12 protein-coding genes are annotated in these 15,258 nt (G+C 56.2%); 8 read left to right on the top strand and 4 right to left on the bottom strand.

All coding sequences use genetic code 11. The annotated features are described in order from the left end of the window. On the top strand, positions 1 to 1,440 hold the full coding sequence (hydA, locus tag IEX96_RS01185; RefSeq protein ID WP_150004721.1) for a dihydropyrimidinase: 1,440 nt from the start codon (positions 1 to 3) through the stop codon (positions 1,438 to 1,440). Positions 1,441 to 1,453: 13 nt separating this feature from the next. Further along, complete coding sequence (gene cdd / locus IEX96_RS01180; RefSeq protein WP_150004720.1) at positions 1,454 to 1,855, top strand: cytidine deaminase; 402 nt, start codon at positions 1,454 to 1,456, stop codon at positions 1,853 to 1,855. A gap of 60 nt (positions 1,856 to 1,915) precedes the next feature. On the opposite strand, the gene IEX96_RS01175 is transcribed toward cdd, so the two are convergent. After that, positions 1,916 to 3,007, bottom strand: coding sequence for a LysM peptidoglycan-binding domain-containing protein (locus tag IEX96_RS01175; RefSeq protein ID WP_188873347.1), 1,092 nt, complete (start codon positions 3,005 to 3,007; stop codon positions 1,916 to 1,918). A gap of 193 nt (positions 3,008 to 3,200) precedes the next feature. Between IEX96_RS01175 and IEX96_RS01170 the strand changes: the two genes are divergently transcribed. Together IEX96_RS01170 and IEX96_RS01165 are read left to right on the top strand one after the other, a co-directional pair. Beyond that, positions 3,201 to 3,785 carry an LOG family protein gene (locus IEX96_RS01170; protein WP_188873346.1) on the top strand — a complete coding sequence of 195 codons (585 nt, stop codon included), beginning with the start codon at positions 3,201 to 3,203 and terminating at the stop codon, positions 3,783 to 3,785. 147 nt (positions 3,786 to 3,932) lie between these two features. Continuing rightward, entirely contained in the window at positions 3,933 to 5,147 is a 1,215-nt protein-coding gene (locus IEX96_RS01165; protein ID WP_150004718.1) for an NADP-dependent isocitrate dehydrogenase, read from the top strand. A 69-nt stretch (positions 5,148 to 5,216) separates the two neighbouring features. Here the strand turns inward: IEX96_RS01165 and IEX96_RS01160 are convergent, their stop codons facing one another. From IEX96_RS01160 to IEX96_RS01150, 3 genes are all read right to left on the bottom strand, one after another. Then, complete coding sequence (locus IEX96_RS01160; protein WP_229773476.1) at positions 5,217 to 5,897, bottom strand: class I SAM-dependent methyltransferase; 681 nt, start codon at positions 5,895 to 5,897, stop codon at positions 5,217 to 5,219. Between the two features lie 128 nt (positions 5,898 to 6,025). Then, positions 6,026 to 8,767 carry a M16 family metallopeptidase gene (locus IEX96_RS01155; protein WP_188873345.1) on the bottom strand — a complete coding sequence of 914 codons (2,742 nt, stop codon included), beginning with the start codon at positions 8,765 to 8,767 and terminating at the stop codon, positions 6,026 to 6,028. A 132-nt stretch (positions 8,768 to 8,899) separates the two neighbouring features. Then, positions 8,900 to 9,829, bottom strand: a complete 930-nt coding sequence (locus IEX96_RS01150) for an agmatinase family protein (protein ID WP_229773443.1) — start codon at positions 9,827 to 9,829, stop codon at positions 8,900 to 8,902. Between the two features lie 87 nt (positions 9,830 to 9,916). Between IEX96_RS01150 and hutI the strand changes: the two genes are divergently transcribed. From hutI to hutH, 4 genes are all read left to right on the top strand, one after another. Beyond that, positions 9,917 to 11,146, top strand: a complete 1,230-nt coding sequence (gene hutI / locus IEX96_RS01145) for an imidazolonepropionase (RefSeq protein WP_150004717.1) — start codon at positions 9,917 to 9,919, stop codon at positions 11,144 to 11,146. Next, positions 11,143 to 11,877 (top strand): histidine utilization transcriptional repressor HutC, encoded by a 735-nt coding sequence (gene hutC / locus IEX96_RS01140; protein ID WP_150004716.1) that lies wholly within the window; start codon positions 11,143 to 11,145, stop codon positions 11,875 to 11,877. The genes hutI and hutC overlap by 4 nt, the downstream gene beginning before the upstream one ends. Positions 11,878 to 11,983: 106 nt before the next feature. Further along, positions 11,984 to 13,660 (top strand): urocanate hydratase, encoded by a 1,677-nt coding sequence (hutU, locus tag IEX96_RS01135; RefSeq protein WP_188873344.1) that lies wholly within the window; start codon positions 11,984 to 11,986, stop codon positions 13,658 to 13,660. A 3-nt stretch (positions 13,661 to 13,663) separates the two neighbouring features. Continuing rightward, complete coding sequence (gene hutH / locus IEX96_RS01130) at positions 13,664 to 15,199, top strand: histidine ammonia-lyase (RefSeq protein ID WP_188873343.1); 1,536 nt, start codon at positions 13,664 to 13,666, stop codon at positions 15,197 to 15,199. Positions 15,200 to 15,258 lie beyond the last annotated feature (59 nt).

Raw genomic sequence — 15,258 nt, 5'->3', positions numbered from 1 at the left:
ATGTCTATCTTGATCAAAGGCGGAACCGTTGTCACCGCGGATCAAACGCGGCGGGCCGATATATATGTAGAAGACGGTGTGATCAAAGCCGTCGGCCTTGATATCGACGCCCCCTCTGATGCCGAGCTCATCGATGCAGGCGGGCAATATGTAATCCCCGGCGGCATCGACCCCCACACCCATATGCAGCTTCCCTTCATGGGTACCGTGGCCTCGGAAGATTTTTATACCGGCACTGCGGCGGGTCTTGCAGGCGGCACCACGATGATCATCGATTTCGTGATCCCCAGCCCGCAACAACCCTTGATGGACGCCTATAAGCAATGGCGCGGCTGGGCGGAAAAAGCCGCCGCCGATTACAGCTTCCATGTGGCGGTCACATGGTGGGACGACAGCGTTCATGCAGATATGGGAACATTGGTCGCCGAAGAAGGCGTCAACAGCTTCAAGCATTTCATGGCCTATAAAAACGCCATCATGGCCGGGGATGATATTTTGTTCCCCAGCTTCAGCCGCGCCATGGAATTAGGGGCCATTCCCACCGTGCATGCGGAAAATGGCGAGATGGTTTATCAGCTTCAACAAAAGCTGCTGGCCGCAGGCATTACCGGCCCCGAAGGCCATCCCCTCTCCCGCCCGCCAGAGGTGGAAGGCGAAGCAGCAGCCCGCGCCATTCGCTTTGCCAATGTGATCGGCGTGCCGCTTTATATCGTGCATGTATCGGCCAGCGATGCGTTGGAAGAAATCACCCGGGCGCGCAATGCGGGCCAACGGGTCTTTGGCGAGGTATTGGCCGGTCATTTACTGGTGGATGACAGCGTCTACCGCCACCCCGATTGGCAGACCGCCGCCGCCCATGTGATGAGCCCCCCCTTCCGCGACAAGAAACATCAAGACGCCCTGTGGCGTGGCTTGCAATCGGGCAATCTGCAAACCACCGCCACCGATCATTGCTGTTTTTGCGCCGATCAAAAAGCCATGGGCAAAGATGATTTCTCGAAAATCCCCAATGGCACCGCCGGCATCGAAGACCGCATGGCCGTGCTATGGACCCATGGCGTGAACACAGGCCGTCTGACCATGGAAGAATTCGTTGCCGCCACCTCCACCAATGCGGCAAAAATCTTCAATATCTATCCCCGAAAAGGCACCATCGCCGTGGGGGCCGATGCAGATATTGTGATATGGGACCCGGAAGCGACCAAAACCATTTCGGCGAAAACCCATCATCAAAATATCGACTTCAATATCTTTGAAGGCATGGAGGTCAAAGGGCTGGCCGCCCACACCATCGCCAATGGCAAGCTGGTCTGGTCCAATGGCGAGCTGCGCGCTGAAAAAGGCGCGGGCCGCTATGTGAAACGCCCGGCCTATCAATCCGTGTTCGGAGCCCTTGAAAAGCAAGCGGAATTGGCCCGACCATCAAAAATAGAACGCTAAAAGGACCGCGACCATGAGCACCGATGACAGTTTGCTAGACAGCGCCAAACGCGCCCGCGACAAAGCCCATGCCCCTTATTCCAGCTTTCATGTGGGAGCCGCCGTTCTGGATGAGAATGGCCGCATCCATGCGGGCTGCAATGTGGAAAATGCGGCTTATCCTGAAGGGATCTGTGCCGAGGCCAATGCCATCGGGTCCATGGTGACGGAAGGCGGCACCCGGATCAAACGCATTGCCATTCTGGGTGGGCCTGCCGGAAAAGGCCTTGAAAACTGCACACCCTGCGGCGGCTGTCGCCAGAAAATTCTGGAATTCGCCGATAGCGAGACAGTGATTGTTCTGGAAGGCGAAAACGGCCAAAGGCGCAGCTTTACCATCAAAGACCTGCTGCCGGAATCTTTCCGCCTTTTATAAGCCATACGCAACACCTGCCGACCCCCGAAGAAGGGTCGGCAGGTCATCTATGCTTTCCGGTCAAGGAGTCGGCGGTGTTGTCTCGTCGTCTTTTTCAGCGGCACCGCCCGCTTCGCTATCGGGGAAACGGAATAACTGGCCGGGATAAATCAGATCGGGATCAACGATCTGTTCGGAATTTTCCTGAAAGATCATGGTGAAGCGGGTGCCACGCCCATAAAGTTTACGGGCGATCATCCAAAGCGTATTGCCCGGCTGCACCACCACACGGCTTTCTGCCAAAGCAGGGTCCAGCGCCTGGCCCGTGGTGAAGGGTTGTTCCACCCGCAATTGCACCTCGCCTTCGGTCAAAACCTGATCCACCCGCAGCACATGATCGCCATCCACCATTGCGTCCGCACTTTGGGCTGTCCAGCGGCCATCGTCGTCACTGCGTACTTCCACAAGGAAGCTATTATCCAGATAAATACGTATGGTGGCACGGGGCAAAGAGCGGCCCGAAAGCACCGTTTGACCATTGGCACCGAAATCGATGGTATCCACAGCAAGGCTGTCTCCCACCTCACCGGGTGCGGCCAAACCGGGCTTTTGCATCACCCGACTGCCCCCTTCACCGGATCTGGATGTCAGAACAGCAACCACGCCTTCGCCTTCACGCTCGGCAAAGCGTTCGGGAACCAGCGGTTCAGGGATGGCAACCACCACAACATTCTCGGATGATACGGCCTGCTGCCCATCCAATGTGGCGCGCAGGGACATTTCCGCAGTGCCCGTTTCAAGCGGCTCTTCCAAAATCATGACCCATTCGCCATTGCGGTCGGCGCGCACATCCGCCACCACTTTGCCGTCTACCAGCACTTCCACAAGGCTATCAGGCGCGGCACGGCCAGCCAGAACCCCCGTACCACCACGAGAAATCCGCACCACATCAAAAGATGGAGCGGCTTCGGCAAGGCTGACAGATTCGCCCGCACTTTGTTGGTTGGCCTGATCGGGGGCCACGGTCACGTCATCTTTGGGGCCGCTCAGATTGTAAATCGCCAAAGCGACAATCACCGCCACAGCGATAATCATGGCGAGCATCGGCACCCACAAGCGACGGGATTTCCCATCCTCGGCCTGCCAATCTGGAGATTTTTTCGGTCTGTTCAAACTCTGCTCTTTCCAGCACGTACACTCATCGTTCATGCTATATGAGGACGGATCATACACCATTAAACTGTCTGTCACATGAATGTGCCCGACAACGCGGCTACTTTCACGAAAAATCAAAACAAAATGAGCATAATTCACCCTGTGCCAGCATCCTATCCCTTAATATTTCTATCTCTTAAAAGGAGACCATATGGCAAAGGTTAAATCCGTTTGTATCTATTGCGGTTCACGATCCGGGGCGCACCCCGGCTATGCCGATCTTGCAAAAGCCACCGGCGAAGCCATTGCAAGCGCAGGGCTAACACTTGTTTATGGCGGCGGGCAAGTGGGTCTGATGGGCATATGCGCGCGCTCTGCCACAGCCATGGGTGGCCGGGTGGTTGGCATCATCCCGGAGCATTTGGACAAGGTGGAAATCGCCCAGACCGGCCTGACAGAGCTGCATATTGTAAGCGATATGCACAGCCGGAAGCGCATGATGTTCGATCGCTCCGATGCCTTTATCGTTCTTCCCGGCGGCATGGGAACGCTGGACGAATTTATCGAGGTACTCACCTGGTCGCAGCTCGATCTTCATGACAAGCCGATTTTCTTGCTCAACCATGATGGATATTGGGAGCCGCTTCTTGCGCTTTTGAACCATGTTGTGGACCAGGGATTCGCCAATCCCAAAAATCTCGGCCTGTTCAAAACCGTACGCAGTCTCGACGACATATTCCATGAACTGGGCCGGATGGCCGGCTCTGAACATGCAGCACGCGCCGACCTGTTCTGATCATGATCTGCTTTGAAGCATCTTTTCGGATCGCATGACAACTGCTAGGGTGCGCGCGAATTTACCGGGAGGTCGCCTTTTGCAGCCGCCCGACGGTTGCTCTTGTGCGCAACCTATTCTGTTAAACACCAGCCAAGGACAGACTTAATGGCAAAAATCAAAGTCAAAACGCCCGTTGTCGAGCTTGATGGCGATGAGATGACCCGGATCATCTGGAAATGGATTCGTGAACGTCTTGTTCAGCCCTATCTTGATGTGGACCTGAAATATTACGATCTTTCGGTTCAAAAGCGTGACGAAACCAACGACCAGATCACCATCGATGCAGCCAATGCCATCAAGGAATATGGCGTTGGTGTGAAATGCGCCACCATCACCCCCGATGAAGCCCGCGTTGAAGAATTCGGCCTCAAGAAAATGTGGCGGTCGCCCAATGGCACCATCCGCAATATCCTTGGTGGTACCGTGTTCCGCGAGCCGATCATTATCCAGAATGTGCCGCGCCTTGTTCCCGGCTGGACACAGCCCATGGTGATCGGCCGCCATGCCTTTGGTGACCAATATCGCGCCACGGATTTCAAGGTGCCCGGCCCCGGTCGCGTCACCATGACCTACACCCCCAAAGATGGCGGTGAACCGGTCGAATATGAAGTGTTTGAATTCCCTTCAGCCGGTGTGGCCATGGGCATGTACAATCTGGACGATTCGATCCGCGATTTCGCCCGCTCTTCGTTCAACTACGGTTTGCAGCGCGGCTTCCCGGTCTATCTGTCCACCAAGAACACCATCTTGAAAGCCTATGACGGGCGCTTCAAAGATCTGTTCCAGGAAGTGTTCGACGCCGAATTTAAATCGCAATTCGATGCCAAGGGCCTCACCTACGAACATCGCCTGATTGATGACATGGTGGCTGCCGCCATGAAATGGTCTGGCGGCTTTGTTTGGGCCTGCAAAAACTATGATGGCGATGTACAATCCGATACCGTGGCGCAAGGCTATGGCTCTTTGGGCCTGATGACCTCCGTGTTGCTGACCCCCGATGGAAACACCGTGGAAGCCGAAGCGGCTCATGGCACCGTCACCCGCCATTATCGCCAGCATCAGCAAGGCAAAGCCACCTCCACCAACCCCATTGCCTCGATCTTCGCATGGTCACGCGGCCTGAAATATCGCGGCAAGATGGATGATACACCGGCGGTGGAAGAATTCGCCGATGCGCTGGAAAAAGTGTGCATTGAAACCGTTGAAAATGGCAATATGACCAAGGATCTGGCGCTGTTGATCGGCCCCGATCAGAACTGGCTGACCACAGAACAGTTCTTTGAAAAGATCGATGAAGGATTGAAAGCCAAGCTTTCCTGAGCGGCTTTCAAAAGCATATGAAACGGGTGGGAGGCACATGCCTTCCACCTGTTTTTTTATGGCGAAACCCTATCGGGGACGCGCACTGCCGATATAATTGAAGCCCAGTGTTTTCGGGGTTTTGGGCAAATAAAGGCGATCGAGATGCTCCAGAGAAAACCCCGCTTGGGTGATAAGCTGATCGGGCCGCCGCGTTAAATGGCACCCACCAGCAATTTTTGGCCAGAACCAGCGTTCCAATCGTCCTTGCCAGCGGGCCACCGCCTCATCGGGAGCGGCGCCATGTTCGGCAAATAATAATCTGCCGTTTGGGCGCAACACCCGACGCATTTCCAAAAGCGCCTGCAAGGGATCGGGAATGGAACACAGGCTGTAGGTGACCAACACCGTATCCATACTGGCATCTTCGAACGGCAGATTTTCTCCCGAAAGTGCGGCCATTTCCACCGGAAAGGCCACTTGACCGGCGCGCTGTGTTGCCTTTTCCAGCATGTCCCCCGCAGGGTCCACGCCCACCACCGACGACACCTTATCAGGATCGTAAAAGGGCAGATTGTGCCCCGTCCCCATACCGATTTCCGCCACCTGCCCCAAAGCCCGAGGCACCAGATTCTGACGCTGCACCCTTACAGGGTCCGCTGCGCAGGCATGCTCGATCAAGACCGGCAGAATATATGTGTTGTAAAATCCCATGGAGAAACGCTGCCATAAGGGGCGCAAATACGCCAATAAAATCCCTTGGGGAGTCATCAATCAGCGCGTTCGGCCTTGATAGGCCAAGTCACCGCCTGTTTAGGGCTGCAAGGTCTGGCGTTGTTCATAAAAAAGCCCCGGCTCCATTTGGCACCGGGGCTTTCATTTCTTTTAAAAGCCGTGGCTTATTCGCCGACGCTTTTCACGGTGATTTCACCCAGATCAAGGGCACGGATGCTCTCTTCAATTTTGGCGCGATCGCCAATCACCATCCATGTCAGTTTATCAGGATGCAGTACCTCGCTGGCGGCACTTTCCACATCCCCAAGATCAAGCGCTTCATAACGGCCTTTCAGGCTTTCCTCATAATCCAAAGGACGGCCAAAACGCGCATTGGACAACATGGCATTGAGCACATTGCGTGCTGTTTCAAACTGGCCGGGAAGGCTGCGCACATTGTTACGCACAACCATTTCAAGCTCGGTATCACTTGCAGGCTTGTCGCCGGTGATAGCGTTCAGTTCCCGAACCAATTCGGCCATTGAATCAGCGGTTCTATCGGTTTGCACCGGTGCATACACAAAGAAAGGCCGCTGACCGCGTGCGTCCTGCATGAAGGTATAAGCACCATAGGCCCAGCCCTTTTCTTCCCGCAGATTCATATTCACGCGCGCCGTAAACTGGCCACCCAGAATGTCGTTCATGGCCGTGATGGCGATATTGTTGTCCACGCCAGTGGGCGGTGCCAGATGGCCAGCCAGAATCAACGATTGTGGCGATCCGGGACGATCAACAATGATTATCTGGCTTTGATCAGGCATAGACACCTGGTTCAGCGTTTTTGTGCCCTTTGCAGTGGAAGGAGCCTTCCAATCGCCGAATGCCTTTTCAAGCACAGGGCGAATCTCTGCCAAAGTGGTATCCCCCACCACGAAGATGGTCGCATTGTCCGGGCGCAACCACGCGCTGTGGAAGGCCTGCAAATCTTCGCGGGTCATGGACATAACAGCGTCGATGGTTCCCGTTCCGGTGAAGGGAATGCCATAGGCGTTGTCTTTGCCATACATGATCGGCGGAAGCTGGCGCAAAGCAATAGAGATCGGCTGGTTTTCTTCTTGCCGGATGCCAGCCAAACGCTGCTGACGGAGCCGGTCCAACTCGGCCTGATCAAAGGCCGGATTGCGCACCACATCCGCCATCAGATCAATAGACGCTTTCAACTCCGTTTTGAGCGCATTCATGCTCACTGTCGAGGTATCAAGATTTGAGCCAGTGCGAAGCACGGCTCCCAATCCTTCAAGCTCTTCCGCGATATCAAGAGCAGAGCGCTTTTTGGTGCCTTCATCCAGCATAGCAAGCGTCAAGGACGCCGTGCCCAGCTTTTTGCCCTGATCCGCCGCATAGCCCGCATCGAACATCATGGCGATATTCACCAAAGGAACCGTGGGGCGATTGGCCACCACAAGCTCGATCCCGTTCGACAAACTCGCGGTTTCCACAGCCGGAAAATCAAGCTCTGGTGTATCATCCACAGCCGGAACGCCGGTTGAACGATCCACGCCTTCGCTGGCCGCAGCAAAATCCCCAAACGGAATCACATCAAGCTGGAAGTGATTGCGCCCCAACCATGTGCGGGCCGTTTGAGCAACGCTTTTGGCGCTTGCATCGGCAATATAGGCCATGCGTTTTTTGTAAAAGCCCGGATCATCGGCATAAAGCGCACCTTCGGCCAAAGTCACCGCTTTGCCGCCAAAGCCGCCCACTTTTTCAAGACCACGCACTTCACCGGAAATCAGACCGATTTGCGCCCGTTCAAGCTCGGCTTTCGATGGGTCTTTTGCCAAGAAATCCGCCACAATTGCATCAAGGCGATCGCTAACTTCCTGTACGGATTCGCCATCTTTCACATCCACTTGGATGAAAAACAGGCTGGAAAGTTCGAACGGAAACAGGCCCACCTGAATATTGGTGGCAATCTGGCGATTATAGACCAAATCCCGATAGAGCCGCGAGGTTTTGCCGCCGCCCAGAATTTCCGCAGCCACATCCAGGGTATTTGCAGCCTCGGTGGTGCGTCCCGGAACCGCCCAAACCCGGTAGATACGGGCTTGCGGAACACGGTCTTGCATCACTTCATGCACATTGGAAGCCAGTTCAGGAATACTGGACTTGCCTTTTACCAGCGGTGGTCCGGCGGGGATATCGCCGAAATAACGTTCCACCATGGGCCGGGCTTCTTCCACATCAATATCCCCAGCCAAAACCAGAACGGTATTGTTCGGACCGTAATAGGTATTGAACCATTCTTTCACATCATCAAGAGATGCGGCATCCAGATCTTCCATCGAACCGATGGTGCTGTGATGATAAGGATGGCCAACGGGGAAAACGCCCGATTGCAGCATATCGAAGGCACGGCCATAGGGTTCATTTTCGCCTTGGCGTTTTTCATTTTGCACAACGCCGCGTTGATTATCGAGTTTTTCTTGGGTCACGGCTCCCAAAAGATGCCCCATGCGGTCGGATTCAAGGAACAGAACCCGCTCCAACGCCGGGGTTGGCACCGTTTCGAAATAATTGGTGCGATCAAGCCATGTGGTGCCGTTTACATCGGTCACCCCCACTTCCTGAAGCGGCTCGAAAAATTCGGCATCATGGTTTTCAGAACCATTGAACATCAAATGTTCAAACAAATGCGCAAAGCCGGTCTTCCCGGCAGGCTCGTCCTTGGACCCCACATGGTACCAGACGGACACCGCCACCAAGGGCGCTTTGCGGTCTTCATGCACAACAACCGTCAGGCCATTGTCTAGCGTGAAACTTTCATAGGGTATGTCCACATCGGGCATCTCGACGGCCAATGCGGGTAAGCCAAAGCACAGCGATGCAGCAAGCACCGTGCGTCTGGCCAGTGAATATAATCCCATATTATCCCCTTTCATTCTATAACCGCGCTCAAGGCGCAACCTGTGCTTATACTGCTCTTTCAAAGCCCATAAAAACAAGGCTCCCAAAGGTTTTTAAACTTTAGTTAGGGCCAACCATCCGTGGCATTCCATCTATATCACACGCCTTAAAGCCACACCGGCAAGAATCTCCGCCAACCACCGCGCCGCCACAAGCGCCGTTATGTCGCTTATATCTAATGAGGGATCGAATTCTGTCAGGTCCACCGCCCGCACTTTTTTGTGCCGTGCAATCTGCCGGGCTGCTTTGAAAAACGCCGCCGCACTTAAGCCGCCGGGCCGTGCGCCGGGGGCGCCGGGGGCTTCATGGCGGGCAATCACATCAATATCGAAATCCACATAAATCACATCCACATGGCGTTCCAGATGATCCAGCGCCCGTTCAAGGCAAGCGCCCATGCCATCGGCTAAAATCTGCCCCATGCTTTGCACATGGATACCCGCCGCTTTGGCCTTTTCGTGCATACGCCTGGTATTGGCAAAAGGCTGCAAGCCGATCTGGGCGATGTTTTTTCCAGGCAATCCATCATCAAGCAAAGCCTGCACCGGATTACCATTGGTCAATCCGCAATCGGTATCACGCAGATCGAAATGGGCATCCAGCGTCAGCAGGCCCACCTGATCCAGCGGCACACCAAGCCCTTGCGCCAATCCCAAAACACCGGGACGGGTAATGGCATTATTGCCGCCCGCTAAAATGCTCATATCATGGCGGGCGCACAAATCGGCCACAGCCTTGCGCACCGGCTCGAAGGCATCAAGGGGGCTGGTGACCTTCAACATCAGATCCCCCGCATCATGCACCGCCAAATCGCCCAGATCGAGGCCACTTTCCAGATCATAGCTGCTCAGACGCGGCAGGGTTTTTCGCAGCACCGCCGGTCCCAGATCGCAGCGCCCCGGTGTCAAAGACCGTTCCCCCAAAGGAACGCCCAGAAACGCCACAGCCGCATCAGGCTGATCGCCCAACAGGCTTGCCATAGAGTGCCAGCCTCTGGCTTCTGATGCCATATTTGTCATCATTGTTCCTTTCCCTTTATGTTTTCTATGGGATGTTTGACCAATGGCTCGCCATCTGTATAGCTGTCTATAACAAGGGATGAAGATAGCATGTGGGACCGGCTTTATACCAATGGCCATGTTGCAAGCATGGACCCGAATAATAGCGCCGCTTTTGGGGCGATCCATGATGCGGCGCTTGGCATAAAAGATGGGCGCATCATATGGATCGGCAAAGGCGCGGATCTGCCGGACAGGCCCGCCGCATTGGCCCATATGGTCACGGATATTAAAGGCGCATGGATCACGCCGGGGCTGATCGATTGCCACACCCATCTGGTTTTCGGCGGCAACCGGGTGCGCGAATTTGATCTGCGCCTCAATGGTGCCAGCTATGAAGACATCGCCAAAGCAGGCGGCGGCATTGCCGCAACGGTCAAAGCCACCCGCGCAGCAACGGAAGATGATCTGTTTGACAGCGCCCTAACCCGCCTTGACCAGATGCGGGCGCAAGGGCTGACAAGCATCGAGATCAAATCCGGCTATGGGCTGGATCGGGACACCGAGCTTAAAATGCTGCGGGTGGCGGGTAAACTGGCCAATGCGCGCCCCATAACCGTGCGCCGCACCTTTCTTGGCGCCCATGCTGTACCGCCTGACGGACAGCGGGATGCCGATGCCTATATTGATTGGCTGTGCACCCATATGATCCCTGATGTCGCTCGACAAGGCTTGGCCGATACGGTGGACGGCTTTTGCGAAACCATCGGCTTTACCCCCGAACAGATCGACCGGCTGTTTAAAACCGCCAAAGCCCATGGTTTGGCGTTGAAGCTGCACGCAGAACAGCTCAGCAATCAACAAGGAGCCGCCTTGGCAGCGCGGCATGGGGCCTTGTCTGCCGACCATCTGGAATATCTGGATCAAACTGGTGTGGCGGCTATGGCCAAGGCAGGCACCTTGGCGGTGTTGCTGCCCGGTGCCTTTTATGCCTTGCGCGAAACGAAGCTCCCGCCGGTGGATGACTTGCGCCGCCATAAGGTGCCCATCGCCATCGCCAGCGATTGCAATCCCGGCTCGGCACCGCTTTTATCCCCCCTTCTGACGCTGAACATGGCCTGCACTCTGTTTCGCCTCACCCCTTATGAAGCACTGGCGGGCATGACCATCCATGCGGCCCGCGCCCTTGGCTTGCAAGACGACACCGGCATGCTGCGTGTGGGCATGGCAGCGGATCTGGCCATTTGGGCGATCTTTGAACCGGCAGAGCTTTGCTACTGGATCGGCGGCAATCCCCTGATGAGCAGCCTGCACCAAGGCAAGGAAAGCATCGCCCCATGACCAAAGACCCCGCCTCCTCCACACAGCAGGCCGGTCAGCCGCTTTACAAGCAGGTAAAGTCCCACCTGCTGGACCTGATCGACAGCGGCACCTTGAAACCCAATGATCGTGCTCCATCGGAAGCCGATCTCGTGGCGCAATTCGGGGTGTCGCGCATGACCGCCAATCGCGCCCTCAAAGAACTGAGCGAGGCGGGATATGTCAAACGGGTGCCGGGGCTTGGCACCTATGTGGCCGAGCGCCGCGCCCATGGCGCCTTGCTGACCATCCGCGACATTTCCGACGAACTTTCGGAAAAAGGGGCCCGGCATCGCGCCCATATATTGCTGCATCAGCGCGAGGCAGCCGATGAAGCCATTGCCGCGCAGTTCCACATAAAGCCCGGCGCGGCGCTGTTTCATGCAAAAATTCTGCATTTAAAAGACGACCTGCCGATTTTGCTGGAAGACCGCCATGTTCTGCCCGCCATCGCACCGGATTATCTTTCGCTCGATCTGGAACAGGAAACCTCTTATCGCTATCTGATGACCGTGGCCCCCCTGCAAGAAGTGGAGCATGAAATCCGCGCCATTGCCGCCACTCCCGATCTACGCACATTGCTTGAACTGGCACCCGACGAGCCTTGCTTGTTTGTGCGGCGGCGCACCTGGACACGGGGCAAGGTCGCGTCCTGCGCCGATCTGATCCATGCCGGATCGCGCTATGACATCACGGGCCGCTTCAAACCCTGACGCGAAACACAAACGGGGCCGACCAGACACCGGATTGCATTTTTCAAGAAAGTATATACAGGTATAGACAAGCATCGATCGACCGCCACAGTAGGAGGCATCCGCCATGAGCCATTCGGACATCCGCCATAACAGCCGCATCGTAAAAGCCCCCACAGGAACAAAATTACAGGCAAAAAGCTGGCTTACCGAAGCGCCCTTGCGCATGTTGATGAACAATCTCGACCCCGATGTGGCGGAACATCCGCAATCCTTGGTGGTCTATGGCGGCATCGGGCGGGCGGCGCGCAATTGGGCGGCCTTCGATAAAATCGTTTCTGTTCTGAAACGGTTGGAGGAGGATGAAACCCTGCTGGTGCAATCCGGCAAGCCGGTGGGCGTGTTCAAAACCCATCAAGATGCCCCGCGCGTTTTGATCGCCAATTCCAATCTGGTGCCCCATTGGGCCACATGGGAGCATTTCAACGCCCTCGACCGCCTTGGATTGATGATGTACGGCCAGATGACCGCCGGATCATGGATTTATATCGGCTCTCAGGGCATCGTGCAGGGCACCTATGAAACCTTTGTGGAAATGGCCCGCCAGCATTATGGCGGCGACCTGTCTGGCCGCTGGATATTGACCGCCGGCCTTGGCGGTATGGGCGGCGCGCAACCGCTGGCTGCCACCATGGCGGGCGCCTCCTGTCTGGCGGTGGAATGTCAGGCGGACCGCATCGAAAAGCGATTGCAAACCCGCTATCTGGATCGCCGTGCCGACACTTTGGATGAGGCATTGGCCATGCTGGAAGATGCCCGCAAATCAGGCGAAGCCATATCCATTGGTCTCTTGGGCAATGCGGCAGAGATATTGCCCGATCTGGTGAAGCGCGGCATAAAACCCGATGCGGTCACAGACCAGACATCGGCCCATGATCCAGCCAATGGATATTTGCCCGCTGGCTGGTCCGTAGAACAATGGACCAAAAAGCGCGACACCGCCCCCCATGAGGTGGAAGCCGCGGCCCGTGCCAGCATGGCCCTTCATGTAAACGCCATGCTGGCCTTTCACGATCAGGGCATTCCCACCTTCGATTATGGCAATAATATCCGTCAGGTGGCCTTGGATGAAGGGGTGGAACGCGCCTTCGATTTTCCCGGATTTGTGCCCGCCTATATTCGTCCGCTTTTTTGCAAAGGCATCGGGCCATTTCGCTGGGTGGCTTTATCGGGCGATCCGGAAGATATTGCCCGCACCGATGCCAAGGTGAAAGAGCTGATCCCCGATGATCCGCATTTGCACCGCTGGCTGGATATGGCCGCCGACCGCATTGCCTTTCAAGGCTTACCGGCCCGCATTTGCTGGGTAGGCTTGGGCGATCGCCACCGCCTTGGCCTTGCCTTTAACGAAATGGTGCGTAAAGGCGAATTGAAAGCGCCCGTGGTGATCGGCCGCGACCATCTGGATTCCGGTTCCGTGGCCAGCCCTAATCGGGAAACCGAAAGCATGAAAGACGGCTCCGATGCCGTATCCGACTGGCCCTTGCTGAATGCATTGTTGAACACGGCTTCGGGGGCGAGTTGGGTGTCTTTGCATCATGGCGGCGGCGTCGGCATGGGCTATTCCCAACATGCGGGCATGGTCATCGTCTGCGACGGCAGCATGGATGCTGATAGAAGGCTGGAACGGGTATTGTGGAATGATCCGGCCAGCGGCGTAATGCGCCATGCGGATGCGGGCTATGACAGCGCCATAGCCTGCGCCCGAAATCACCATCTTGACCTGCCATCGCTGGAGGATTGAGCCATGAACGCCCTTAAAATCACCCCCGGCCGCACATCATTGGATCACTTGCGCCTTTTATGGGCGGGCGGCCATATCCCCGGCCTTCCCGATGATGCGTGGCGCGCGATTGATGACTCCGCCGCAGCCATCACCCGCATTTTGCAATCGGGCCGCACGGTCTATGGCGTCAATACCGGCTTTGGGCTGTTGGCACAAAGCCGCATCGACGGGGATCATCTGGCCGATTTGCAAAACAATCTGGTGCTGTCCCATTGCTGCGGTGTGGGAGAGCCTTTGGACGGCGCTGTTGTGCGTCTTGCCATGGTTCTCAAGATCATCGGTTTGGCACGCGGGCTTTCAGGTGTGCGCCCGCTTTTGATCAAACGGCTTTTGGCGCTTTTAAACGCCGAAGCCATGCCTGTGATCCCGGCACAAGGCTCGGTGGGTGCATCCGGTGATTTGGCCCCCCTTGCACATCTGACCGCAGCAAGCATGTTGGGTGTGGGGGAAATCATGCTGAAAGACGGCACCCGCCTGCCCGCCGAAGACGCCCTGAAAACCTTGGGGCTTTCCCCTGTCGAGCTTGGCCCGAAAGAAGGGCTGGCGATGATCAACGGCACGCAGATCTCCACCGCCCTTGGGCTTGACGCACTGTTTCGTGCCGAACGGGTGTTCGATACGGCGCTTGTGGCCGGGGCCATGTCGGTGGATGCCTTGAAAGGCAGCGATGTGCCCTTCGATCCGCGCATCCATGAAGGCCGGGGGCAACCCGGACAAATCCGCGTTGCCGCACGTATGCGGGCTTTGCTTGAAAAGAGCGACATTCGGGCTTCCCATGCCGATTGCGACAAGGTCCAAGACCCGTATTCCCTACGCTGCCAACCGCAAGTCATGGGCGCTTGCCTTGATATGCTGGAATTTTGCGCGCGCATCTTGGAAACCGAAGCCAATGCCGTTACCGACAATCCGCTGATTTTTGCCGATAGCGATGAAGCCCTTTCCGGTGGCAATTTCCACGCCGAACCGGTGGCTTTGGCCAGCGATGCCCTCGCCAATATACTGTGCGAAATCGCCTCTATCTCCGAACGGCGTCTGGCCATTCTGGTCGATCCCAAGATGAGCGGCCTGCCCGCTTTTCTGGTCAATAATAGCGGCCTCAATTCCGGCTTCATGATCGCACAAGTCACGGCAGCCGCACTTGTCGCGGAAAACCGGATGCTGGCCCATCCCGCCAGTGTAGACAGCATCCCCACATCCGCCAATCAAGAAGATCATGTGTCCATGGCCACCCATGGGGCGCGGCGCACCATTGCCTTGGCCAAAAATGCCGCATCGGTGGTGGCTATCGAGATTTTGGCTGCCGCCCAGGGCCTTGATTTCCACGCACCGCTCAAACCGTCGCTGCCCTTGCAAGCCGCCCATGCCGCAGTGCGCGCCCACATCCCTGCTTATGATAGGGATCGGTATTTCGCTCCGGATATTGATAAGATCCGCGCAATGGTGGAAAGCGGCAGCCTTGTGCCTGCGGATCAGGCCATCGCCAACCGCAAAACATGATCTGGCCGTGTAACCACCCTGCCAAATTCAACACTTGTATCTTCTGCCACATAAAGGAA

Origin of the sequence: Iodidimonas muriae, assembly GCF_014647255.1 — a bacterium.
GTDB lineage: Bacteria > Pseudomonadota > Alphaproteobacteria > Sphingomonadales > Rhodothalassiaceae > Iodidimonas > Iodidimonas muriae.
Note: the sequence above shows the minus strand (reverse complement) of the source record. Positions and strands in the feature narration are given on the sequence as shown.